Raw genomic sequence first — 24,405 nt, forward strand, 5'->3', positions numbered from 1 at the left:
CGGGGAGAGGCGGGGAACGGCTACTCGGCCTCGCTGAAGGTGACCTCGACGCCGCCGACCAGGTCGGAGGCGACGTTGTAGATCACCGCTCCGAGGGTGGAGAGGGCGGTGATGAGCACCACGTTGACCGCGCCGATCAGGGCGGTGTAGCCCAGGATGCGGACCGGCTCGAACCAGGAGGCCACGTCGATGCCGCTGGTGGACTTGCCGTCGGCGACGGTGAGCTGGTTGACCAGCTGGATGATGTTCTCGAACACCCCCAGGCCGGACAGCACCATGTAGAGCACCGCGACGGCGATGAACAGCACCACGAAGCAGACCAGCGACACCACGAAGCTGAACTTCATGGCCGACCACGGCTCGATCCTGCGCAGCACCAGGTGTGCCTTGCGGGGCGCCCTCGGAGCCGGAGCGTCACCGGCCTTGCGGCCGGACCCGTCCGGTGAGGGCGAGGAGGACATGCCCCCCGGCGACCAGGCCGCCCGGTTCTGGTTCTGCTGCCCTGCCTGCTGGGGCGAGGAGGACGGCGGTGCGGCAGAGGGCTGGGAGGGTGCGGACGGCTGCGCCGACGACCGCGGCGGCGGGCCGCCCGGTCCGGACGGCCTGGGCGGCTGCCCGGACGGCCGGACCGGCTGCCCGGACGAGGACGAAGGCGCGGACGCGGGCGGGGACGAGGGCGAGGATCCGGGACGGATCCGCACCGTGGTCTCGGCCTGCTTGCCGTCGTCGGCCGCCGACACCTTCTTCCTGCCCTTGGCGTCGGCTGACGGCTCCTCGGTTCCCGGTGCGGGCGAACCGCCGTTGGCCTGCGGGGAGGCCGTCTCGACGTCACCGGCTTCGGCGGTCTTGTCCATCTTCTCCATCGCCTGGTCGCGTCGTGATGCGGCGGGACGTGAGCCCGGCTTTCCCTGAGCGCTCACGGGTTGTCCCCTTCCCCGGGTTCCGCGAGCTCCGCGAGCTCAGCGGACTCCGCGGTCGCGCCGTCCTGTGGCGCCTCGACGATCCCGATGCCGTCCTCGCCGTTCTCCATGGCCTCGGCGTTACGGGCCAGCGCCACGACGCTGTCCCCCTCCGCGAGATTCATCAGCCGAACCCCCATCGTCTGGCGGCCGGACTGCTTGATCTCTCCGGCACTGGTCCGGATGACGCCTCCGGCGGACGTGATCGCGAAGACCTCGTCCTCGGGCCTCACCATGACCGCACCCACAAGCTTGCCACGGGCACTGACGATCTTGGCGGTCAGGACGCCCTTCCCGCCGCGTCCCTGGACGGGGTACTGGTCCGCGGGGGTGCGCTTGGCGTACCCGCCCTCGGTCGCGACGAGCACGTCGTCGCCGTCGGCGATGCGGTTCATCGACAGGAGCTCGTCGCCGTCGAGGAAGCGCATGCCGATCACACCGCTGGTCGCCCGGCCCATCGGCCGCAGGGCCTCGTCCGAGGCCGTGAAGCGGATCGACTGGGCACCGCGCGAGACGAGGAGGAGGTCGTCCTCCTCCGACACCAACCTGGCTGCGATCACCTCGTCATCCTCGCGCAAATTGATCGCGATGAGGCCACCGGTGCGCGGCGAGTCGTACTCGGAAAGGCGCGTCTTCTTCACCAGGCCGCTGCGGGTGGCGAGCACGAGGTACGGGGCGACCTCGTAGTCGCGCAGGTCCAGGACCTCCATGACGATCTCGTCCGGCTGCATGGCCAGCAGGTTCGCCAGGTGCTGGCCGCGCGCGTCGCGTCCGGAGTCGGGCAGCTCGTAGGCCTTGACCCGGTAGACGCGGCCCTTGTTCGTGAAGAACAGCAGCCAGTGGTGCGTGGTGGTGACGAAGAAGTGGTCGACGATGTCGTCCTGGCGCAGCTGCGCACCCCGCACGCCCTTGCCGCCGCGCTTCTGCGCCCGGTACAGGTCGGTGTTGGTGCGCTTGGCGTAGCCGCCGCGGGTGATCGTGACGACCATGTCCTCCTCGGCGAGGAGGTCCTCGATGGACATGTCGCCCTCGTAGGCGATGATCTCCGTCCGGCGCTCGTCGCCGTAGCGTCCGACCAGCTCGGCGAGCTCGTCCTGGATGATCGTGCGCTGCCGCTCGGGCGAGGCGAGGATGGCCTGGTAGTCGGTGATGTGCGCCATCAGCACGTCGTACTCGTCGGTGATCTGCTGGCGCTCCAGGGCGGCCAGCTTGCGCAGCTGCATGTCCAGGATGGCCTGCGCCTGGATCTCGTCGATCTCCAGCAGCGTCATCAGGCCGCCCTGGGCCGCCGAGGCCGAGGGCGAGCGCCGGATCAGCGCGATGACCTCGTCCATCCGCTCCAGGGCCTTGAGCAGCGCGCGCAGGATGTGCGCCCGCTCCTCGGCCTTGCGCAGCAGGTAGCGGGTCCGGCGGACCACGACCTCGATCTGGTGCGCCACGTAGTGCTTGACGAACTGGTCGAGCCTGAGCGTGCGCGGCACGCCGTCGACCAGGGCCAGCATGTTGGCGCCGAAGGTGGTCTGCAGCTGGGTGTGCTTGTAGAGGTTGTTCAGCACCACCTTGGCGACCGCGTCGCGCTTGAGCACGATCACCAGGCGCTGGCCGACGCGCGAGGAGCTCTCGTCGCGGACGTCGGCGATGCCGGTGATCCGGCCCTCCTTGACGGCCTCGGCGATGGTCAGCGCGAGGTTGTCCGGGTTGACCTGGTAGGGCAGCTCGGTGACGACCAGGCACTGACGGCCCTTGGCGTCCTCCTCGACCTCGACGATCGCCCGCATGGTGATCGAGCCGCGGCCGGTGCGGTAGGCGTCGTCGATGCCGCGGCGGCCGACGATCAGCGCGCCGGTCGGGAAGTCGGGGCCCTTGACCCGGGCGATCAGCGCCTCGAGCAGCTCCTCGTCGGTCACGTCGGGGTTCTGTAGGCACCAGGTGATGCCGGAGGCCACCTCCCGCAGGTTGTGCGACGGGATGTTGGTGGCCATGCCGACCGCGATGCCCGTCGCCCCGTTGACCAGCAGGTTGGGGAAGCGCGAGGGCAGGACGGTCGGCTCCTGGGAGCGCCCGTCGTAGTTGGGGACGAGATCGACGGTGTCCTTGTCGATGTCGCGCAGCATCTCCATGGCGATGGGCGCGAGCTTGCACTCGGTGTAGCGCATCGCCGCCGGCGGGTCGTTGCCCGGGGAGCCGAAGTTGCCCTGCCCGTCGACCAGCGGGTAGCGCAGCGACCAGGGCTGGGCCATCCGCACCACGGTCGCGTAGATCGGCGAGTCGCCGTGCGGGTGGTAGGAGCCCATGACGTCGCCGACGACGCGGGAGCACTTGAAGTAGCCGCGGTCGGGCCGGTAGCCGCCGTCGTACATGGCGTACAGCACGCGGCGGTGCACCGGCTTGAGGCCGTCGCGGACGTCCGGCAGCGCTCGCGAGACGATGACCGACATCGCGTAGTCCATGTAGCTGCGCTGCATCTCGGACTGGATGTCGACCGGCTCGATGCGGTCCACCGGAGGGCCGGGCGGAGTGTTGACTTCCGTCACAGGTCAAGATCCTTTTCTGGTACGGCTACCGCTACACGTCGAGGAAACGGACGTCCCGGGCATTCCTAATGATGAAGGAGCGACGGGCTTCGACGTCCTCACCCATGAGCACGCTGAACAGCTCGTCGGCCTGGGCCGCGTCGTCGAGGGTGACCTGGAGGAGCAGTCGGGTGTCGGGGTTCATGGTCGTCTCCCAGAGCTGGGAGGCGTTCATCTCGCCCAGACCCTTGAAGCGCTGCACGTTGTCACGGGGCCTCGGGTCGGGCTTGCCCGCCTCGATACCGGCCTGGATGACCGCGTCGCGCTCCCGGTCGGAGTAGGCGTAGGAGGCGTCGTCGCCCTTCCGGTCCCACTTGATCTTGTAGAGCGGGGGCTGGGAGAGGTACACGTGCCCGGCCTCGATCAGCGGGCGCATGAACCGGAACAGCAGGGTCAGCAGCAGCGTCGTGATGTGCTGGCCGTCGACGTCGGCGTCCGCCATCAGGATCAGCTTGTGGTAGCGGAGCTTGGCGATGTCGAACTCGTCGTGCACGCCCGTGCCCATGGCGGTGATCAGCGCCTGGACCTCGTTGTTCTGCAGGACCCTGTCGATCCGGGCCTTCTCGACGTTGAGGATCTTGCCGCGGATCGGGAGGATCGCCTGGAACTTGGAGTCGCGGCCGCCCTTGGCCGAGCCGCCCGCCGAGTCACCCTCGACGATGTACAGCTCGCACTTCTCCGGGTCGCTCCACTGGCAGTCGGCCAGCTTGCCGGGCAGGCCGGAGCCCGACTCCAGCAGCGACTTGCGCCGGGTCAGGTCGCGGGCCTGGCGGGCCGCCAGACGGGCGCGGGAGGCCTGCAGGGACTTGGTGATGATGTCCTTGGCCTCGCCGGGGTTGCGCTCGAACCAGTCGCGCAGGTGGTCGTTGCACGCCTTCTGGACGAACGACTTGGCCTCGGTGTTGCCCAGCTTGGTCTTGGTCTGGCCCTCGAACTGGGGGTCGGCCAGCTTCACCGAGATGATCGCGGTCAGGCCCTCGCGGATGTCCTCACCGGCGAGGTTGTCGTCCTTGCCCTCCTTGAGGAACTTCTGCTCGCGCGCGTAGCGGTTGACGATGGACGTCAGGGCCGCGCGGAAGCCCTCCTCGTGGGTGCCGCCCTCGGCGGTGTTGATCGTGTTGGCGAAGGTGTAGACCGACTCGCTGTAGGAGTTGTTCCACTGCATCGCGATCTCCACCGCGATGCCCTCGCCCTGCTCCTCGAAGTCGATCACCGAGACGTGCGCGGGTTCCTTCTTGGAGTTCAGGTGCTGGACGAAGTCGGACAGGCCGCCCTCGTACTGGTAGACGACCTCGTTGGGCTCGCCGTTGACGAAGTCGGGCCGCTCGTCCCTGATGGAGATCGTCAGGCCCTTGTTGAGGAAGGCCATCTCCTGGAAGCGGCGCGAGAGCGTCTCGAAGTGCCAGGTGGTGGTCTCGAAGATCGTCTCGTCGGCCCAGAAGGTGATCGAGGTGCCGGTCTCGTCGGTCTTCTCGCCCTTGACCAGGGGAGCCGTCGGCCGGGTGTCGACGTAGGTCTGCCGCCAGCAGTGGCCCTCCGTGCGGACCTCCACCTCCAGCCTGCTGGACAGCGCGTTGACCACGGAGACGCCCACGCCGTGCAGGCCGCCGGAGACGGCGTAGGACTTGTCGTCGAACTTGCCGCCCGCGTGCAGCACGGTCAGCACGACCTCGACCGCGGGACGGTTCTCGCCGGGGACGTTGCCGACCGGGATGCCACGGCCGTTGTCGACGACCCGGACGCCGTTGTCGGCGAGCAGGGTCACCTCGATCCGGTCGGCGTGACCGGCCAGGGCCTCGTCCACGGAGTTGTCCACGACCTCGTAGACGAGGTGGTGCAGACCGCGTTCTCCGGTGGAGCCGATGTACATGCCGGGGCGTTTGCGGACCGCCTCGAGCCCTTCGAGAACGGTGATTGAGCTAGCGTCGTAGGACAAGTGCGAAATCCTCCTGCCGCGGACACGCGGCAGGGAGAACGTGTAGCCCCGCCGTGCCCGTCACCGTCGTGAATGCCCCGATGCGCTCACCCAGGGGAACCGGCAAGGACGCCGGGGGTGACACGCAAACGGACGTGTCCGGAATTCGATTTCATTCTAGCGGCTCAGAGCACATCCTGTGGCATTGACGGCCTCTGGAATGGCCTGTCGCGCGACGATCATCATCGTGAACATCCCCCTACGCGGACGGGGTCCGTCGCGCCAGAGGGCCCGCTGATCCGTTCCAGGGCGGCGGATCGCCCCGCAGGAACGCCCGGCGGGTCACCCGTAGGTGTCGCCCGGGCCTCGGCTTCCGGTGACGCGCAGGCCCCCGTTGCGGCGGGGCCCGTTCTGCGGCCCGCGGACCTTGACGCGCTGCACCGTGCCGTCCCCGAGCTCCTCGTTCAGCCTTCTCACCAGGGTCGGCGCCAGCATGCGGACCTGGGTGGCCCAGGCCGTGGAGTCGGCGACCACGACCACCTCGCCCTCGGCGAAGGTCTCCGGCCTGGTGTGGGCGGCCATGTCCGCGCCGACGATCTCCTGCCAGCGTCCGAACACCCCGCCGACCGCGACGGGCTGCTCCCAGCCCCGGTCGGCCAGCAGGTCGGCGATGGCCCGCCCGAACAGCTGCGGGTCGCCGGCGTCCCTGCGTGCCCCCGAGGCCCTGCGCCGGGGCTCGCGGCGGGGCAGCTGCCCCCGCTTGGCCGCGTCCGCCTTGGCCTGGGCCAGCTTCTCCCTGGCCATCGCCGCCCCGCGGGCGGCCGCGCTCTTCGCCGACCCCGGCGCCACCCCGTCGCCCCCGGTACGCTCCCCGCCCGTCCCGGCGGCCGCCGGGACGCCCGCGCCGCCCCCCTTCGTCCCGGAGGCCGAGGGCCCGGACGCGGGACCCGCGGCCGGGGCGGCCGGGTCGTCACCGGACACGGGCCACGCCCCCCTCCGTCACGTCGAAGCGCCCCCCGACCAGCTCCACCGGCACGTCGTCGGGGACCGCGGCGGTGATCAGCACCTGCTCGGCGGGGGCGACCATCTCGGCAAGGCGGCGCCTGCGCCTGTTGTCCAGCTCGGCGAAGACGTCGTCCAGGATCAGGACCGGGTCGCCGCCGTCGGCCCTGAGCAGGTCGTAGGCGGCCAGCCTGAGCGCCAGCGCGAACGACCACGACTCGCCGTGGCTGGCGTAGCCGCGCGCGGGCAGCTCTCCCAGGCCCAGGAACAGGTCGTCGCGGTGCGGCCCGACGAGGGTCACCCCGCGTTCGAGCTCGGAGGCGCGGACCTCCAGCAGGGCCGACCGCAGCAGCTCGGCGAGCTTGGCGCGGTCGGTGCCGGAGCCCGCGGCCAGGGTGCCGCGGTACTCCAGGTCCGCGGCGGCGGAGTCGGGCGCCAGGCGGGCGTAGGAGGCGGCGACCAGCGGGCGCAGCGTCTCGACCAGCTCCAGCCGGGCGGCGAGCAGCTCGGCGCCGTGCTCGGCCAGGTGGGAGTCCCAGACCTCCAGGGTGCTCAGCGGGTCCCCGGCGCCGGCCTCGGCGAACGCCGTGTCGCTCTCGGCCCGGCGCGTGCTCCGGCCGCGCCCCCGGCGGGCCTGCGCGGCGGTGCGCAGCAGGGCGCCGCGCTGCCTGAGCACCCGGTCGTAGTCGGCGCGCACCCCGGCGAACCTGGGCGTCCTGGCCACCAGGAGGTCGTCCAGGAAGCGCCGGCGCTCGGAGGGGTCGCCCTTGACCATGGCGAGGTCCTCGGGGGCGAACAGCACGGTGCGCAGCAGGCCGACGACCTCGCGCGGGCGCGGGACGGGGGAGCGGTTCAGCCTGGCGCGGTTGGCCCTGCCGGGGTTGATCTCCAGCTCGATCAGCGCGCGCCGGTCGTCGCGCACCACGACCGAGCGGACGATTGCGCGCGCCGCGCCCTGGCGGACCAGCGGCCCGTCGCTTGCGACCCGGTGGCTCGCCTGCGTCGCCACGTACCCCAGCGCCTCGACGAGGTTGGTCTTGCCCATGCCGTTGGGCCCGACGAAGGCCGTGATCCCCGGCTCCATGCCGAGATCGACGGTTTCGTAGGACCGGAAGTCGGTCAGGGAGAGATGGGCGACATGCACCCCAGGAAGATTAGTCGTCCCCACCGTCCGGCGGGGCGTTCCGGCCCCCCTCCGGCACGGCAGGTCCCCCGTACGGCCCGCGTGCGGCCCTCGGCGGGCGTGGCGCGGGCCGTACCGGCACGTCTCAGCCGGTGGCCTCGGGGGGCGGGGCGACGTCGGCACCGGGGGAGTCGGCGCCCTTCTCGACCGAGCCCGCCCGGGAGGTGACGGCGTGGCCGCCGAACTGGTTGCGCAGGGCGGCGACGACCTTCATGGCGGGCGAGTCGTCCTGGCGGGAGGCGAACCTCGCGTACAGGGCCGCGGTGATCACCGGCAGCGGGACGGCCAGGTCGACGGCCGCCTTGACCGTCCAGCGGCCCTCTCCGGAGTCCTGGGCGTAGCCCTCCAGGCGCTCCAGGTCGGGGTCCTCCTCCAGCGCCCGGACCATCAGGTCGAGCAGCCAGGAGCGGATGACCGTGCCCTGGCGCCAGCTCTTGAACGCGCCGGGCACGTCCTTGACGATGTCGGAGGCCTCCAGCAGCTCCCAGCCCTCGGCGAAGGCCTGCATCATGCCGTACTCGATGCCGTTGTGGACCATCTTGGCGAAGTGGCCGGCGCCGATGCTGCCGGCGTGCACGAAGCCGTCCTCACCCTCGGGCTTGAGGGTCTGGAAGATCGGCATCACCCGCTCGACCTCGGCCGGCTCGCCGCCGACCATGAGCGCGTAGCCGTTCTCCAGCCCCCACACGCCGCCGCTCACGCCGCAGTCGACGAAACCGATGCCCTTGGCGCTCAGCTCGGCGCCGTGCCTCTGGTCGTCCACGTAGTGCGAGTTGCCGCCGTCGACGATCAGGTCGCCGGGCGACAGCACGCCGGCGAGCGCCTCGATCGTCGCCCTGGTCGGCTCGCCGGAGGGCACCATGACCCACACCGCCCGCGGCGCCTGGAGCCGCTCGGCGAGCTCTTCCAGGCTGGAGACGTCGCTTACCGCGGGATCGCGGTCGTACCCGACGACGTCGTGACCGCCGCGGCGCAACCGCTCGGCCATCTTGCCGCCCATCTTGCCCAGTCCGACCATGCCGATCTGCATACGAGCACCCCCTTCAGGGTCTTCGGTCATCCACCTACTGCCAGACGCGCCCGCGCGAGCCTCACCAGCTCGGTGTTCCCGTCCACCGGGTCACCCTGCGGACCGTGGAGGACGTCCTCCAGGCCGATGCGCGTGGCCAGTCCAAGCTGCCCCGCCTCGTCCAGGAGAATCCAGGTCGGCTCCTCCTCTCCGTGCAGGAGCCTCGGACCGGGGACGCCGAGCCCGTCGAGGCGGTCCAGGACGGCGTGCGCCCGCGCCAGGGCGGTGCCGGCCTGTCCGCCGATGATCTCGACGAGCACCCGCGCGCACTCGAGGCCGGTGGCGGCGAGCGCCTCGGCGCCCTCCGGTGTCCACACCCCGGCCTCCACCTCGACCCCGAGCCGCCGCAGATCCTTCCACAGGTCGGCGAAGCCGGGTTCGGCGAGGTTGACCGAGGCGAAGTCGGGCAGGCCGGAGGCGTCGAGCGCCTCCCAGCCCCGGATCGCCGCCCGGCGGGCGCCGGCGTCCCCGCCGGTCATCCACAGGCCGGTGCTCACCCCGACCGGGAGTCCCGGGCAGGCCGCGCGGATCGCGCGGACCGCGGCGCCGATGTGCGAGGCGCTGAGCGACTCGCTGCCCGCCTCGTCGCGGGGGTGGACGTGCACGGCGTCCGCACCCGCCCCACGCGCCTCACGGGCCGCCTCAGCGAGCTGCAGGGGGGTCACGGGGAGGGCGGGGTGCTCACCGGGCCTCCTGGAGCCGTTCAGGCACGCCTTGAGCCATGCCGGCGCCGCGGCGGAACGTTCCCCGCGGCCCGGGGACGCGTCCGGGCCCGCCTGGTCGCCGCCCGCGGGGCGGCCGGGGCCGGGCGCGGGGGCTTCCGTCATCAGCTGGACAGCCGGATCGGCATGATCAGGTAGCGGTAGTCGGGGACGCCGTCGTCGTCGGCGGGCTTGCCGCCGGTGAGGATGGCGGGCTTGGTGGAGGTGGTCATCTGCAGCCGTGCCACGTCCGAGTCGATCGCGCCCAGCCCCTCCAGCAGGAACTGGTGGTTGAAGGCGATGTTGATGTCGTCGCCCTCGAACTCCACCGGCAGCACCTCGACCGCCTGGGCCTCGTCGCCGCTGCCGGCCTCCAGGACGACCTCGTCGCCGCGGAAGGCCAGCCGGACCGGGGTGTTGCGCTCGGCGACCAGGGCCACCCGCTTGACCGCCTCGACGAAGGCGGCCGTGGGCAGCTGCGCGCGGGCCGAGAACTCGGTGGGCAGCAGCGAGCGGTACTTGGGGAACTCGGGGTCGAGCAACCGGGTGGTGGTACGGCGTCCCGCGCTGGAGAAGCCGATCATGCCCTCACCGGTGCCGCCGGCCGAGCTCAGCGCGATCTCCACCTCGGCGCCGGTGCCGCCCAGGGCCTTGGCCGTGTCGGCGAGCGTCCTGCCCGGGATCATCGCGATCGCCGAGAAGTCGGGCTGGCCCGGCTGCCACTTCAGCTCCCGCACCGCCAGGCGGTAGCGGTCGGTCGCGGCGAGCGTGACCGTGTCGCCCTCGATCTCCACCCGCACGCCGGTGAGCATCGGCAGGGTGTCGTCCTTGCCCGCGGCCACCGCCACCTGGCCGACGGCCGAGGCGAAGACGTCGCTGCCCACCCGGCCCGCGGCCGGGGGCATCGTCGGCAGCGAGGGGTAGTCCTCCACGGGCATGGTCAGCAGGGTGAACCTGGAGCTTCCACAGGTGACCACCGCCTTGGCGCCCTCCACCACGACGTCCACAGGCTGTGCGGGAAGGGCCCTGGTGATCTCGGCCAGCAGCCTGCCGGAGACGAGCACCACGCCCGGTTCCCCGGTCTGCAGTTCGAGCGTCACCTCGGCGGAGACCTCGTAGTCGAAACCGGAGAGCTTCAGCTGGCCGGTCTCGGTGACCTCGAGACGCATGCCGGCGAGCACCGGCACGGAGGGGCGTGCCGGCAGGCTGCGCGCGGTCCACGCCACCGCCTCGGCGAGCACGTCGCGATCGACCCGGAACATCACGTGGATCCGCCTCCTGTGTGTCGAGCTGTGTGTCGGACCGGGTGCCGGGCGTCGTGCGCCCGGTGCCGGGGTCCGTCTGGGTTCTCGGTGCCTGGGGTTCGAGTGTTCACTGTCGCGCACCTGAACTCTCCCGGAACCCTCTTATGGCTCTTGGGTTTCCTAGTTAGAGATACAAGTGGCCATCGTAATAGGGGGTGTGGATACTGTGGAAAGCCGTTGTTTCCGCAGGTCAAGTGCTGTTTTTTCATCCACCGGGGCTGTGGGTGGTCACTGTGGACAACTCTTGGGCCTGGGGAGAACCCCGCGGTACACACAGGCCGTCCCCAGATCCGGGGGTCTTCGTCCCCAAGTTGTCCACGAGGTTTCCCCAGGTTATCCACCGGGTAAGAGACCCTTTTGTCCCTGTGGACAACTCTCTTCACAGGGCGTCCCCAGGTTATCCACGAGTTGTCCCCAGGTTGTCCCCAGGTTCTCCCCAGAGTCGTCCACAGGTGCCGAACGCGGTTCGGACTGGCGTCTTCGCAGATGATCATGGTTGACGGTCCCGGAGACTCCCCCGCACCCGCGGATCGTTGATCCACAAGGTTTTCCACAGGCTGTGCATCACGCCCGGGACGATCTCACCCATTACGCGACTGCTGCTTGATCCTCGTGGTGAGTTCGTTGACCTGGTTGTAGATCGAGCGTCGCTCGGCCATGAGGGAACGGATCTTCCGGTCGGCGTGCATGACCGTGGTGTGGTCCCGGCCGCCGAACTGCTGGCCGATCTTCGGGAGCGACATGTCGGTCAGCTCCCGGCACAGGTACATCGCGATCTGGCGGGCGGTCACCAGCACCCGCGAGCGCGACCCGCCGCACAGGTCGTCGATGGACAATCCGAAGTAGGCCGCGGTGGACGCCATGATCGTGGCGACCGTGATCTCCGACCCGGCGTCCTCGGTGATCAGGTCCTTCAGCACCACCTCGGTGAGCTGCAGGTCCACCGATTGGCGGTTCAGGCTGGCGAACGCGGTCACCCTGATCAGGGCGCCCTCCAGCTCGCGGATGTTGGTGGAGATGCGGCTGGCGATGTACTCCAGCACCTCCGGCGGCGCGGCCAGGCCCTCCTGGATCGCCTTCTTGCGCAGGATCGCGATCCGGGTCTCCAGCTCGGGCGGCTGGACGTCGGTGATCAGACCCCACTCGAACCGGTTACGCAGCCGGTCCTCCAGGGTGACCAGCTGTTTCGGCGCCCGGTCGCTGGAGATGACGATCTGCTTGTTGGAGTTGTGCAGCGTGTTGAAGGTGTGGAAGAACTCCTCCTGCGTCTGCTCCTTGCCCTCCAGGAACTGGATGTCGTCCACCAGCAGGATGTCCACCGCCCGGTAGCGGCCGCGGAAGTTGTCGGCCTTGTGGTCGCGGATGGAGTTGATGAAGTCGTTGGTGAACTCCTCCGAGCTCACGTACCGCACCCGCGCGCCGTCGTAGAGGCTTTGGGCGTAGTGGCCGATCGCGTGCAGCAGGTGGGTCTTGCCCAGCCCCGAGTCGCCGTAGATGAACAACGGGTTGTACGCCTTGGCCGGCGCCTCGGCCACCGCTACCGCCGCGGCGTGCGCGAACCGGTTGCTGGAGCCGATCACGAAGGTGTCGAAGGTGTACTTGGGGTTCAGCCGGGCCGGTTCCCCCTGCGTGCGGCTCCCCCGGCCGTCCCACCTGTTCTGCACGGTGCCCGCGCCGCCGGACCCGCCGACCCCGCCCACGCCGCCCGCCCCGGGCGGCGCCGCGGCAGGCGCGCCCCGGTCGAAGGAGTCGGGCTCGGGCCGCGACTGGGACGGCTGCGGGGGGTAACCGCCGCGGGCGTAGCCCGGCCGCTGCTCCCCCTGCGAGGGCGGGGAGGCGTCCGCGGGCAGGTACGGCCCGGAGGAGTCGTCGCCCTGCTGCTGGTACGGGTAGGAGAACGGCTGGTGCTGTGGATAGTCGGTGGACGACGGATTACCGGGGGCACCCCCCGGATAGGGGTGCTGGAGGCCGGAACCCCCGTGGTGCTGGGGCGACGGCGGCTGTGCATAACCCTGCTGGTTCCCGCCGGCCTGGGGATAACCCTGCTGCGGAGCCTGGGGATAAGGGTCCTGGCGGGAGGCGAGGCCCGGCTCGGGACCGGCCGCACTGGGGTCGACCATGACGGCCACCCGCATCGGCCGGCCGTACTCCTGGGAGAGCGCCTGGCTGATCAGGGGACGAAGCTTGTTCTCCAGGACATCCCTGGCGAAATCGGTCGGCGCGGCGAGCACCACGGTGTCGTTCATGAGGCCGAAGGGGCGGGTCATGTTGAGCCAGACCCGCTGCTGGGAGGGGACGTTCTCGTTGAGGGAGTTCTCCAGCGCCCGCGCCCAGACCGCGCTGAGGTCCGTTCCGTCCATGGTCCGGCTCCTCTCCTCCCGACGCGGCCCCGCCGGCCCACGCGATCCGTTTATCCACATCGATGGCCGCCGGGCGGACCGGATCTCGGCGTCGTCCACACGTCGGCGGCCCCGTGGAGCCCCGTGGAGCCCCGGTGGGCGCCGCTGGAAATCCACATCGAATCCACAGGTTGTGCACAGTCTCGTACCTGCGGTCCAACGCATCCTTGCAGTGGAGAGAAGGTCTGGAAGGGACGACAGTAGCCCCGTCCACAGCTGTGTACAAGACGTTGTCCACAGCCTAGGGCAGTACGGGTGGGACGATGCGCACATCCTGTGGACGGCGGGGCGCCGGTGGATAACGTGCCTGTGGAAACGTGGATAACCTGTTCTCCACGTGTTCCCGGAAGCTCTCCGGTTTGACCTGGGACGCGCCCGACCCGTAACGTACGACGGTCGGCTTGCCACGCGGCGGCTATTTCGCATGCCCCGCACCCGGCAGGCCAGCCACTGTCGAGCGTCCCCATGTGCTGGGGATGCGTCTTGAGCCTGGAGCCCACTCGTGAGCAAGCGTACTTTCCAGCCGAACAACCGCCGTCGTGCGAAGACCCACGGCTTCCGGCTCCGCATGCGCACCCGCGCCGGCCGCGCCATCCTCGCCGCCCGTCGCCGTAAGGGCCGCGCCGAGATCACCGTCTGACGTGTCCGTCGCGCCCGGGCCGCCCGGGCGCGAGGCAGTACGCCCGTCGCCCGCCGGCATCACCGCCGGCGGGCGACGGGCGCTACCGCCCAGGATCCACAGGTCTTCGGTGTTGCCGTCCGCGTCCCGCATGCGCCGGGGCGACGAGTTCGCCGGCGCGATCAAGAAGGGGAGCCGAGCAGGCCGCCCCACGTTGGTCGCGCATTTCGGCATGCGCTCCGGCGACGACGCCCCTCCCATGGTCGGATTCGTGGTGAGCCGTGCCGTTGGGGATGCGGTCACCAGAAACAGGGTCAAACGTCGGCTGAGACACCTCATGCGAGACCGTCTCGAACGGCTTCCGCGAGGTAGCCTGCTGGTTGTACGCGCCAACCCACCGGCCGCGTCCGCGCGGAGCGAGCGCCTAGCCGCCGAACTCGATGCCGCGCTGGATCGTTTACTCAGGCGGCTAGAGCCTCGCGGGGCTCGCACGGATGGGCGATGATGACGGCGCAGCAGACCGCTGGAATTTCTCCGGCTGCCAGGATCCTGATGGCTCCGATCCGGTTCTACCGGTCCTTCGTGAGCCCTCTGCTGGGTCCCCGCTGCCGCTTCCACCCCTCCTGCAGCGCGTACGGCCTGGAGGCCGTGGCCGTTCACGGCGCGCTTCGCGGCACATGGTTGACGATCCGGAGAATCGGGCGTTGCCACCCATTCCATCCCGGAGGCTTTGACCCGGTGCCCCCACGCCCGGGCCGGTCCGACGAAACGCAAGGGAGCTAGCTCGGTGGAGCTGTCCTGGCTGAACTGGCTGTACACGGCCGTCGCCCAAGTAATCACCTGGATTCACCAGGGCTACAGCACCTTCATCCCGAAGGACAACGGGCTCAACTGGGCGCTGACCATCATCACGCTCACCGTGCTGATGCGACTGTTGATCTTCCCGCTCTTCCTCAAGCAGATGAACTCCTCGAAGAAGATGCAGGAGCTGGCGCCCAAGGTCCAGGAGATCCGCAAGCGCTACAAGAACGACAAGCAGCGGATGAACCAGGAGGTCATGGCGCTCTACCAGGGGCAGGGCGCCAACCCGCTGGGGGGCTGCCTGCCGATCCTGGCGCAGTTCCCGATCTTCATCTCGATGTTCACCGTGCTGCAGGCCATGGCCGCAGGGCAGGTCAAGTTCGGCATGACGCAGGAACTGGTGAACGACGCGCGGGCCGCGCACATCTTCGGTGCCCCCATCCCCGCGACGTTCTTCACGAGCTCGGCCGACATCGTCAAGCTGAGCGCCGACCCGATCATCACGAAGGTCGTGCTCGCGATCTTCGTGGCGGTCAGCTCGCTGACCACCTTCCTCACCGTCCGGCAGAGCGTGACCCGCTCGATCGCGCAGATGCCGGACAACCCGATGGCGCAGCAGCAGAAGATCCTGATGTACATCTCGCCGCTGTTCGCGATCTTCTCGCTGAACTTCCCCCTCGGCCTGATCCTGTACTGGGTGACGACGAACGTCTGGACCCTCGGTCAGCAGCACTGGTTCTACAGCCGTAACCCCTCCCCGGTGACCGACGCCAAGGGCAACGTCACGATCCCCGAGCCCAAGCCGGGACTGCTGAGCAAGGTCAAGAAGCCGGCCCCCGAGCCCGAGGCGCCGCCCGTGCCGGAGGCGAAGGTCATCCGCCAGCAGCCCACCCGCCAGCCCCGCAGCAAGCGGACCGGCAGCAAGAAGTCCTGACGTCCCATCCCGACAGCACGAAGGAGTGGCCGGACGTGACCGAGGCCGAGGCCGAGAAGGAGCCCGCGAAGGCGGCTCCCGATCTCGCCGCCCTGGAGCAGGAAGGCGAGATCGCGGCGGACTACGTCGAGGGTCTGCTCGACATCGCCGACATAGATGGTGATATCGACATGGATGTCGAAGGCGATCGCGCCGTGGTGTCGGTCGTGGACATCAAGGGCGGCGACCTGGTCGGTCCCAACGGGGAGATCCTGGAGGCCATCCAGGAGCTGACCCGGCTGGCCGTGCACCGCCAGACCGGCGAGCGGTCGCGCCTCATGCTCGACATCGGCGGCTACCGCGACCGGCGCCGGAGCGAGCTGAGCGAGCTCGGCACCAAGATCGCGGCGGACGTCAAGCGGGACGGCGAGCCCAAGTCGCTGCAGCCGATGACACCGTTCGAGCGGAAGATCGTGCACGACGCCGTCGCGGCGGCGGGCCTGCGGAGCGAGTCCGAGGGCGAGGAGCCCCGCCGTTTCGTGGTCGTCCTGCCCGCCTGACGGCTGCGTAACGGTCGCCCCGGCGTGACGGTACCGTCCCCGTGACGGCCGCGCCGGTGAGCCACGAGCCGCCGTTCCCGGTTCTTCCGGGGGCGGCGGTTTTTCGTTCCCCGGACCGTCGTCCTCCCCCTGCTCGGGTCCCGGCCGGACGCTTCCGGACGGGCACTCGTACGCGCGGCTTGTACGACGACGCCGAGGCGGGCCGTTAGCCTTGAGACCGGCCTGACCCCGACATTTCCAAGGGAAGAGTGAACGTCGAGTGAGTGACCACATCCCCGAGCCGCCCGAGGTCGCGCGCGAGGTCTTCACCGGTGACGCCTGGGCCAAGGCGGAGGCGTTCGCGAAGCTGCTGGCCGGTCCCGGCGTGGTGCGCGGACTGCTCGGCCCGCGGGAGGTGCCACGCCTGTGGGATCGCCACCTGCTCAACTGCGCGGTGGTCGCCGAGGTCGTACGGCCGGGCGTGAGCCTGGTCGACATCGGTTCGGGCGCCGGCCTGCCGGGCCTGGTCCTGGCGATCGTCCGGCCCGACATCACCGTCACCCTGCTGGAGCCGCTCCTACGCCGGACGGTCTTCCTGGAGGAGTGCATGATGTCGCTGAAGCTCGGCAACGTCGAGGTGCTGCGCGGCCGCGCCGAGGAGTTCGCCGGGAAGCGCGAATTCGACGTCGCCTCGGCCCGCGCGGTGGCGCCGCTCGGCCGTCTGCTGAAATGGTCGTTACCGCTGTTGCGCGAGGGAGGCGAGTTGCTGGCCATGAAGGGCGAGCGTGCCACCGAGGAACTCGCGGACGCCGAGGAGCAATTGCGGGCGAGCGGGGTGCAAACCGCCGAGCTCGCATCGGTCGGGCACGGTAAGGTCGAGCCGCCCGCAACTCTCATCCGGGTGGTCGCCGGTCGGGCTCCCCAGGGAGCGCGGAAGGCCTCTGGCCGGAAGGATCGCGCCTCGCGGGGCAAGCGCGAGGCCAGTGGATGAACCGAGCAAAGCGAGTACGAGGCCAGTGAACGACCGTACACGTGCGATCGCCGGAGCGACCGGCGGTCTCGGCTGGCCGGAGCACTCCCCGGCTCCTCCACATGGACGCCTTTCCGGTCTCGGCTGGCCGGCACCGGCTCCCGGTGCCCCAGTCAGGCCGGTTGAAAGGACGACGACCGTGACCCAGACCCCCCTTAACCCCGGCGACTCGCCGCTGGTACGAGAGGCACTCAGTTCAGTGGTTTCACGTGAAACATCGGCCCAGAAGACCGCCGCCGCACCCGGAGACTCCGCGGGCGTCCGGGACGGGGACTGGCCACGGCCCGCCAAGACGCGGATCTTCACCGTGGCCAACCAGAAGGGCGGGGTCGGCAAGACCACCACCTCGGTCAACCTCGCCGCCGCCCTGTCCATGCACGGCCAGCGGGTCCTCGTGGTCGACCTCGACCCGCAGGGCAACGCCTCCACGGCCCTGGCCGTCGAGCACCGGGGTGACGTCCCGGACATGTACAAGGTCCTCGTGGAGAACCTGCCGCTCGCGGAGGTGGTGAAGGAGGTCCCGGACATGCCGGGCCTGTACTGCGCTCCCGCCACGATCGACCTGGCCGGTGCCGAGATCGAGCTGGTCTCCATGGTGGCCCGCGAGGCCCGCCTGCAGCGCGCGCTGGCCGCGTACGACGCCGTCACATTCGACTACATCCTCATCGACTGCCCGCCGTCACTCGGCCTGCTGACCGTCAACGCGCTGATGGCCGCGAACGAGTTGCTGATCCCCATCCAGTGCGAGTACTACGCCCTGGAGGGGCTCGGCCAGCTCCTGCGGAACGTCGATCTGGTACGGGCCCACCTGAACCCGACGCTCGACCTCTCCACCATCCTGATGACCATGTACGACGGGCGTACCCGCCTGGCCTCCCAGGTGGCCGAGGAGGTCCGTTCCCACTTCGGCGCCACCGTGCTGAGCACGCTGATCCCCCGGAGCGTACGGGTCTCCGAGGCCCCGAGCTACGGGCAGTCCGTGATGACGTACGATCCCGGTTCCAGCGGTGCGATGGCCTACATGGACGCCGCACGAGAGATCGCTTACCGTGCCGTGACCGTATGAGCACCGGGAGCATCGCGGTCGTGGCCGCGGACATGTCAGTCTGGGTGACACCTTGAGCCGCGGGAGGGGCCGTGAGTAAGCAACCGAGAGGGCTGGGCAGGGGACTGGGGGCGCTCATCCCGACGGGTCCCGCCGTCGTCACGGAGACGCCGGCGTCGATGACCGTGACGCTGCCCGCCCCCGAGCCGGTGGTGCCGGAGCAGCCCGGCCCCCGGGCGGTGATGGGCGCCTACTTCATGGAGATCCCGGTCGGGGACATCGTCCCCAACCCCCGCCAGCCCCGGGACGTCTTCGACGAGGACGCCCTGAGGGAACTGGCCACCTCGATCGGCGAGGTCGGCCTGCTGCAGCCGATCGTGGTGCGCGCGACCGGGGACGGAAAGTACGAGCTGGTCATGGGCGAGCGCCGCTGGCGCGCCTCCAAGCTCGCCGGGCTGTCGGAGATCCCCGCGATCGTCCGCAGCACCCAGGAGGACAAGCTCCTGCTCGACGCCCTGATCGAGAACCTCCAGCGCGAGCAGCTCAACGCGCTGGAGGAGGCGGCGGCGTACCGTCAGCTGCTCGACGACTTCGGCGCGACCCACGAGCAGCTCGCCACCCGTATCGGCCGTTCCCGCTCGCACGTGACCAACACGATCCGCCTGCTGAACCTGCCGGCCACGGTACAGCGCAGCGTCGCGGCGGGAACGATCAGCGCCGGGCACGCGAGGGCCCTGCTCCGGCTGGAGGATCCCGCCGCCCAGGAGCACCTCGCCCGCCGGATCGTGGCGGAGCTGCTCTCGGTCCGCGCGGTCGAGGAGATCGTCGCGGTCGGCGACGCCAAGGCCGCGTCGGCACCGGCCCCGCGTGCGCCCCGGGCGAAGCCCGCAGAGGAGCCTGCCCTGCGGCACCTGGCCGACCGCCTCTCCGACCGCTTCGAGACCCGGGTGAAGGTCGACTTCGGCCGACGCAAGGGACGCATCGTGGTGGAGTTCGCGACCATCGACGATCTGGAGCGCATCATCGGCACGATGGCCCCGGGGTCGCTGCAGCCGACGGAGGGGTGACCCCCGCTCGTGGTCCGGCCCGACCGACGGGCCGGACTCCGGCCTGAGGGGGCCTTGGCCGACTGTCCGGTCGGCGGGAGGCGAGTCCTGGCCGGAACGGTCGCATCGGGTTCTGGCTGGGACTCTCGTCCCTGGGGTGGACCATCTCCCGGCTGTCCTTTCCCGTCGGCTGCCCGTCGTTGTTTCACGTGAAACAACGACAGGTCGACTGGGGATTCGGTCTTCTTCTGGAGCGCCATCCGTAGCGCGCTCACAGCGGCCAGAGACGCCGACTCTTTGATCGGCCTGTCACTCCACCCCGAAGGGGGCCAGCCTTCCGTCTCCGTGTCCGGTGGATGCCTCCGCATGTGACGAGTGACGCTTTCCTCTGTCCGGGAGGCCGGACCCGGTCCGCCCGCGCGGTTGGACGGCCATGTTTCACGTGAAACATGGCCGGATGGAGGCGTGATGCGAGATCGATCGACGGGAAGGGTGCCTTCCTAAGGGGACGGGCGACAGGCGTGAAGCCGGTAGGTCGGGCCGACCTGGATCTCTCCTCGGTCCCGACCCGGATCTCTCGTCGGTCTCCCTTGAGCTCCACTCCATAGAAGGGCTCGCCTCGGGACCCAGCGGGGAAAGGGTGCCGTTCTCCTGCCGCTCGGAGGAGAGGCGGGAGGCGTGGGGGACATCGCCTTCGTTCTCCTCGGACGGAGAAACCGGGCCTTCCTGAGGATCAGCCGGACGGAGGGCGTGCCCGCTGGAGCGGAAACAGCCCTTCAGGCGTGGGACGGCTGGGTGCGTCTCCCCTCCGGAAACGAACATGGTCCGCACGGTGGCGGACCATGTTTCACGTGAAACAGCGACGACTCGGGGATCCGCAGTCTTTCACGGCCCGGTTCTTCGACCTCGAAGACCCGGTACTCCGCAAAGAGCCGGGACCTCGTGAAGATCCTCATATCTTCCGTGAAGAGCCGGGGATCGCATGAAGACCCGGAACCCCGGGAGCCCTGACGGCTCACGAACGAGCGGCTCCCTGGACGGCGAGCCTGATGTCGGCGACGAAGGTGTCGATGTGCTCGGGGGTGGTGTCGAAGGCGGTCACCCAGCGGACCACGTTCTCGGTGGCGTCCCAGACGTGGAAGAGGTAGCGCTGCATCAGCTCCGCGATGACCTTCTCCGGAAGGATCGGGAAGACGGCGTTGGACTGCACGGGGTAGCGGAGCGAGACGCCGGGAAGATCCGCGATCCCCTCGGCCAGCCGGTGGGCCATGGCGTTGGCGTGAGCGGCGTTGTCGCGCCAGAGCTCGTCGGTGAGGAGCGCGGTCAGCTGGACGGAGACGAAGCGCATCTTGGAGGCGAGCTGCATGCCCTGCTTGCGGAGGAACGGCGCCGAGGCGTCCAGCTCCGGCCGGAGGATCACGAGCGCCTCGGCGCCCATGGCGCCGTTCTTGGTCCCCCCGAAGCTGAGGAGGTCCACGCCCACGTCCGTGGTGAGGGAGCGGAGCGAGCAGCCGAGCTCGGCCGCGGCATTGGCCAGCCTGGCGCCGTCCATGTGCAGGAAGAGGCCGTGCTCGTGCGCGAACCCGGCGAGCCGCTCGATCTCCGCCGCTGTGTAGCAGGTGCCGCACTCGGTCACTTGCGAGATGGAGATGACGCGGGGCTGGGAGTGCTGGGTGTTGCCCACCGCCGCCAGCTCGCCCCGGAGGTCATCGGGGGAGATCTTGCCGTCCGCCGTGGGGATGGGGATCAGCTTGCAGCCCAGCACGCGCTCAGGGGCGCCGCCCTCGTTGGTGTTGATGTGGGCGGTGGCGGGGCAGAGCACCGCGTCGTACGGGCGGAGGGCGAGCCCGAGGCCCACGACGTTGGCGCCGGTGCCGTTGAACATCGGGTAGGTGGTCGCCTGAGGGCCGAACGCGCCGCGGAAGGTCTCTTCCATCGCGGCGGTCCAGGGGTCCCCGCCGTACGCGGGAGCGTCCCCGGCGTTCGCGTCGACGATGGCGGAGAGAACCGCGGGGTGCACGCCCGTGTGGTTGTCGCTGGCGAAGCTCTTGGGGAATGAGGTGGAGGTCTGCACACGGCCAGCGTAGGGGGAGACCGGATCGCCATGCCCCGCGCGTCCCGATATCACCCCCCTGCGCCGTGACCAGAGGCCTGCTTTCCGCCCCCGGCCGCCGCCCTCTCCGTCAGGGCGTCGGCAAGGCCCGGACCGACCAGAACCCGGACCGATCGGACCCGGCCCGGCCGGAACCCGGGCCGGTTCCACGCGACACGAACGAGCCGGTTCCACGCGACACGAACGAGCCGGTTCTATGCAACATGAACGGCCGGTTTCACGTGACACGACCGGCCGCTTCCACAGGGCAGGGTCATCGGTGACCGGCCGGGGGAGAACGGGTAGGGAATCAGGCGCCGCGGGCCGCGGCCTGCTCCAGCAGGACCCTGCACAGGGTCCCCAGATCGTCCCCGGCCGCCTCGGCCGCCATGGGCAGCAGGGAGGTCTCGGTCATACCGGGGGCGACGTTGACCTCCAGGAAGTGCGGCAGCCCGTCGGCGTCGACGATCAGGTCGGTGCGGGAGACGTCCCGGAGACCGAGGGCGGTGTGCGCGGTCACGGCCATCTCCGCGCAGGCAGCCGACGCCTCGGGCGAGAGGCGGGCCGGAGCGAAGAACTCGGTGTGCCCGGCGGTGTAGCGGGCCGCGTAGTCGTACACCCCCTCGTTGGGGACGATCTCCACCGGAGGCAGGGCCACGGGCCCGTCCCCGAGGTCGACCACGGAGACGGCGACCTCCACGCCCTCGATGCAGCGCTCGATCAGCGCGGTGTCGCCGTAGGCGAAGCACCCGACCATGGCCGCGGGAAGCTCCTCGGCGGAACGGACGACCGAGGCGCCGAGCGCCGACCCGCCGCGGGACGGCTTGACGAAGAGCGGCAGACCGAGCCGGTCCACGATGCGGGCCAGCACGGCGGAGGCGCCGAGGTCGTGGAAGGTCTCCTTGGGCAGCGTCACCGACGCCGGGGTCCGCAGCCCGACGGAGCGTACGACCGTCTTGGCGGTGGGCTTGTCGTAGGCGACCCGGCAGGCGTCGGGACCGGCGCCCACGTACGGGATGGAGAGGAGTTCCAGCACCGAGCGGATGGCGCCGTCCTCCCCCGCGCCGCCGTGCAGGGTCACGAAGACCGCGTCCGGCGGGTCGGCGAGCACGGCGGGCACCAGCGACGCGTCCGTGTCCCGGGTCTCCACGGAGATGCCCGCCCCCCGGAGCACCTCGCTCACCCGGCGGCCGGAGCGCAGCGAGACCTCCCGCTCGTAGGAGAGGCCGCCCGCCAGGACGAGCACGTGGCCCAGATCACTCATCAGTTACCTCCAGCGTCCAGACCCCGGCCTCGGGCCGGGGAGAAACGCGGCGCGGTGCCGCACGGATCGGTGACGTCTCCGGCGACGACGACGACCGGACCGTCAGGTGTGAACGGTGGTCCCCCTCGTCACCGGGCCGGCGGCGAGGGGGACCACCGCGCACCGGCGCAGAAGGTCACCGTACGGCACCGGCGGGCAGGACCCGTGACGCCGGTGCCCCACAGGGGCGGAGCGTCTCCTACGAGGCCCGCCGGCACACCGGTGCGAGGACACGCCGCCTACTCCCGAGAGCGCACGAGAGCGCATGGGAGACGGACAGGAACGGACGGGAGAGCACGGGAGAGCCGGGCCTTCCTGGTCCGGCGCCGCCGTCCGCCGCCCCGCGCATGGCGGCGGACGGGATCATCCGCGCCGGCACGGCCACGAGGGCCGGTGACGGGAGGGCACGACCCCGGGTGAGCGGATCACCCGGGGCGACTGGCCGGGATCAGGCGATGTCGGGTGCCGGGGTGTCGACCCCGGCCCGCTCCGGGGACGACCCGGTGCCGAACGTGTCGCGCAGGCGGAGCTCCTGCTCGATCACCCCGGCCAGGCGGCGGACTCCCTCGCGGATGCGGTCCGGCTCCGGGTAGCAGTAGGAGAGCCGCATGTGCCGCGCCCCGCTGCCGTCGGAGAAGAACCCGGTCCCCGGTACGAAGGCCACCCGCTCGGCGACGGCCCGGGGCAGGAGGGCCTTGGAGTCCAGCCCCTCCGGCAGGGTCGCCCAGACGAAGAACCCGCCCGCCGGACGGGTCCAGGTGACGCCCGCGGGCATCTGGGCCTCCAGCGAGGAGAGCATGGTGTCGCGTCGCTCGCGGTACAGCTCCCTGAACGTCTTGATCTGCTCGCGCCAGGGCTGCGTGGCCAGGTACTGGCCGACGGCGAGCTGGGTGAAGGACGAGTGCGACAGCACCGCGGACTCCATCGCCAGCACCAGCTTCTCCCGGATGGCGTGCGGGGCGAGCGCCCAGCCGACCCGGAAGCCCGGGGCCAGCGTCTTGGAGAACGAGCCGAGGTAGACCACGCCGTCGGCGTTGTCGGCGCGCAGCGTCCGCATGGGCTCGCCGTCGAAGCCGAGCATGCCGTACGGGTTGTCCTCGACGATCAGCACGTCGGCCCGCTGGCAGATCTCCAGGACCTGCTGCCGGCGCTCGGCGCTGAGGGTGACCCCGGCGGGGTTCTGGAAGGTGGGGATCGTGTAGAGGAACTTGATCCGGTTGCCGGCGCTCTTCAGCGCGTAGACGGTCTGGGCCAGCGACTCGGGGACGATCCCCTCGCTGTCCATGGCGATGTGGATGACCTTGGCCTGGTAGGCGGCGAAGGTGCCGAGCGCCCCGACGTAGGAGGGCCCCTCGGCGAGGACCACGTCACCCGGGTCGATGAAGATGCGCGTGATCAGATCCAGGGCCTGCTGGGAGCCGACGGTCACCACGACGTCGTCGGAGTTGGCCTCGATGCCCTCCATCCGCATGACGTCGCAGATCTGCTCGCGCAGGTGCGGGTCGCCCTGGCCGGAGCCGTACTGCAGCGCGACCGTGCCGCGCCGGGCGATCAGGTCGGCGACCAGCTCCCCCACGACGTCCAGGGGGAGGGCGGTGACGTAGGGCATTCCGCCGGCGAGCGAGACCACCTCGGGCCTGGACGCGACGGAGAAGAGAGCTCGGATCTCGGAGGCGACCATCCCGGTTGCGCGGGCCGCGTAGCGGTCGACGTAGGAGTCGATGCGCGACCCCTGGGCGGGGGCGATGGCCTGACCGTGATCTTTGTTCTGGGGCACGGTCCACCTCCTAGGTTGTTGGAGCACAAAAGGGCTCATGCTTGAGAAACCAGGTTACGTCAGGGGTTGTAGTCGTCTGCGTGTGGGGACTGGACCTCCTGAAACCAGGACCCGCACTGGGCTACGATGCCAGCT

General features: G+C 70.3%; 20 protein-coding genes. 8 read left to right on the forward strand and 12 right to left on the reverse strand.

What is annotated here, in order from left to right:
- Positions 1-20: 20 nt before the first annotated feature.
- The 9 genes from ABD832_RS11290 to dnaA form a co-directional block, all read right to left on the reverse strand.
- Positions 21-920: a DUF3566 domain-containing protein gene (locus tag ABD832_RS11290; protein ID WP_344892364.1), complete on the reverse strand. Its 900-nt coding sequence runs from the start codon at positions 918-920 to the stop codon at positions 21-23.
- Positions 917-3,493, reverse strand: a complete 2,577-nt coding sequence (gyrA, locus tag ABD832_RS11295) for a DNA gyrase subunit A (protein ID WP_344892367.1) — start codon at positions 3,491-3,493, stop codon at positions 917-919. Before gyrA ends, ABD832_RS11290 begins: the two co-directional genes overlap by 4 nt.
- A gap of 31 nt (positions 3,494-3,524) precedes the next feature.
- Positions 3,525-5,468 (reverse strand): DNA topoisomerase (ATP-hydrolyzing) subunit B, encoded by a 1,944-nt coding sequence (gene gyrB / locus ABD832_RS11300; RefSeq protein ID WP_344892370.1) that lies wholly within the window; start codon positions 5,466-5,468, stop codon positions 3,525-3,527.
- 321 nt (positions 5,469-5,789) lie between these two features.
- A complete protein-coding gene (locus ABD832_RS11305) occupies positions 5,790-6,428 on the reverse strand; it encodes a DciA family protein (RefSeq protein WP_344892373.1) in 639 nt (212 codons plus the stop codon).
- Complete coding sequence (gene recF, locus ABD832_RS11310) at positions 6,418-7,593, reverse strand: DNA replication/repair protein RecF (protein ID WP_344892375.1); 1,176 nt, start codon at positions 7,591-7,593, stop codon at positions 6,418-6,420. The genes ABD832_RS11305 and recF overlap by 11 nt, the downstream gene beginning before the upstream one ends.
- Before the next feature lie 124 nt (positions 7,594-7,717).
- Positions 7,718-8,662 carry a phosphogluconate dehydrogenase (NAD(+)-dependent, decarboxylating) gene (gene gnd, locus ABD832_RS11315; protein ID WP_344892378.1) on the reverse strand — a complete coding sequence of 315 codons (945 nt, stop codon included), beginning with the start codon at positions 8,660-8,662 and terminating at the stop codon, positions 7,718-7,720.
- Between the two features lie 26 nt (positions 8,663-8,688).
- On the reverse strand, positions 8,689-9,528 hold the full coding sequence (locus ABD832_RS11320) for a 3-keto-5-aminohexanoate cleavage protein (RefSeq protein ID WP_344892382.1): 840 nt from the start codon (positions 9,526-9,528) through the stop codon (positions 8,689-8,691).
- Positions 9,528-10,667: a DNA polymerase III subunit beta gene (gene dnaN / locus ABD832_RS11325; RefSeq protein ID WP_344892385.1), complete on the reverse strand. Its 1,140-nt coding sequence runs from the start codon at positions 10,665-10,667 to the stop codon at positions 9,528-9,530. The genes ABD832_RS11320 and dnaN overlap by 1 nt, the downstream gene beginning before the upstream one ends.
- A 620-nt stretch (positions 10,668-11,287) precedes the next feature.
- Entirely contained in the window at positions 11,288-13,531 is a 2,244-nt protein-coding gene (gene dnaA / locus ABD832_RS11330) for a chromosomal replication initiator protein DnaA (RefSeq protein WP_413224233.1), read from the reverse strand.
- Between the two features lie 76 nt (positions 13,532-13,607).
- Between dnaA and rpmH the strand changes: the two genes are divergently transcribed.
- The 8 genes from rpmH (at position 13,608) to ABD832_RS11370 (ending at position 19,119) form a co-directional block, all read left to right on the forward strand.
- Entirely contained in the window at positions 13,608-13,745 is a 138-nt protein-coding gene (gene rpmH, locus ABD832_RS11335; RefSeq protein ID WP_184543430.1) for a 50S ribosomal protein L34, read from the forward strand.
- 109 nt (positions 13,746-13,854) lie between these two features.
- Positions 13,855-14,229, forward strand: a complete 375-nt coding sequence (gene rnpA / locus ABD832_RS11340; protein WP_344892399.1) for a ribonuclease P protein component — start codon at positions 13,855-13,857, stop codon at positions 14,227-14,229.
- Positions 14,226-14,507 carry a membrane protein insertion efficiency factor YidD gene (yidD, locus tag ABD832_RS11345; RefSeq protein ID WP_425582575.1) on the forward strand — a complete coding sequence of 94 codons (282 nt, stop codon included), beginning with the start codon at positions 14,226-14,228 and terminating at the stop codon, positions 14,505-14,507. The genes rnpA and yidD overlap by 4 nt, the downstream gene beginning before the upstream one ends.
- 4 nt (positions 14,508-14,511) lie before the next feature.
- Complete coding sequence (yidC, locus tag ABD832_RS11350; RefSeq protein WP_344892402.1) at positions 14,512-15,459, forward strand: membrane protein insertase YidC; 948 nt, start codon at positions 14,512-14,514, stop codon at positions 15,457-15,459.
- Between the two features lie 35 nt (positions 15,460-15,494).
- Positions 15,495-15,998, forward strand: coding sequence for a Jag family protein (locus ABD832_RS11355; protein ID WP_344892405.1), 504 nt, complete (start codon positions 15,495-15,497; stop codon positions 15,996-15,998).
- Positions 15,999-16,257: 259 nt separating this feature from the next.
- On the forward strand, positions 16,258-16,968 hold the full coding sequence (rsmG, locus tag ABD832_RS11360; protein WP_344892408.1) for a 16S rRNA (guanine(527)-N(7))-methyltransferase RsmG: 711 nt from the start codon (positions 16,258-16,260) through the stop codon (positions 16,966-16,968).
- Between the two features lie 238 nt (positions 16,969-17,206).
- Complete coding sequence (locus tag ABD832_RS11365; RefSeq protein WP_413224234.1) at positions 17,207-18,073, forward strand: ParA family protein; 867 nt, start codon at positions 17,207-17,209, stop codon at positions 18,071-18,073.
- Positions 18,074-18,144: 71 nt separating this feature from the next.
- Entirely contained in the window at positions 18,145-19,119 is a 975-nt protein-coding gene (locus ABD832_RS11370; RefSeq protein WP_344892411.1) for a ParB/RepB/Spo0J family partition protein, read from the forward strand.
- Between the two features lie 994 nt (positions 19,120-20,113).
- Here the strand turns inward: ABD832_RS11370 and ABD832_RS11375 are convergent.
- From ABD832_RS11375 to ABD832_RS11385, 3 genes are all read right to left on the reverse strand, one after another.
- Positions 20,114-21,172, reverse strand: coding sequence for a threonine aldolase family protein (locus tag ABD832_RS11375; protein WP_344892414.1), 1,059 nt, complete (start codon positions 21,170-21,172; stop codon positions 20,114-20,116).
- Between the two features lie 328 nt (positions 21,173-21,500).
- Positions 21,501-22,454 carry a D-alanine--D-alanine ligase family protein gene (locus ABD832_RS11380; protein WP_344892417.1) on the reverse strand — a complete coding sequence of 318 codons (954 nt, stop codon included), beginning with the start codon at positions 22,452-22,454 and terminating at the stop codon, positions 21,501-21,503.
- A 487-nt stretch (positions 22,455-22,941) separates the two neighbouring features.
- Complete coding sequence (locus tag ABD832_RS11385; RefSeq protein WP_344893443.1) at positions 22,942-24,174, reverse strand: aminotransferase-like domain-containing protein; 1,233 nt, start codon at positions 24,172-24,174, stop codon at positions 22,942-22,944.
- Positions 24,175-24,405: the final 231 nt, after the last annotated feature.

The sequence above is a fragment of the Streptosporangium longisporum genome, from assembly GCF_039534895.1.
Taxonomy (GTDB): domain Bacteria; phylum Actinomycetota; class Actinomycetes; order Streptosporangiales; family Streptosporangiaceae; genus Streptosporangium; species Streptosporangium longisporum.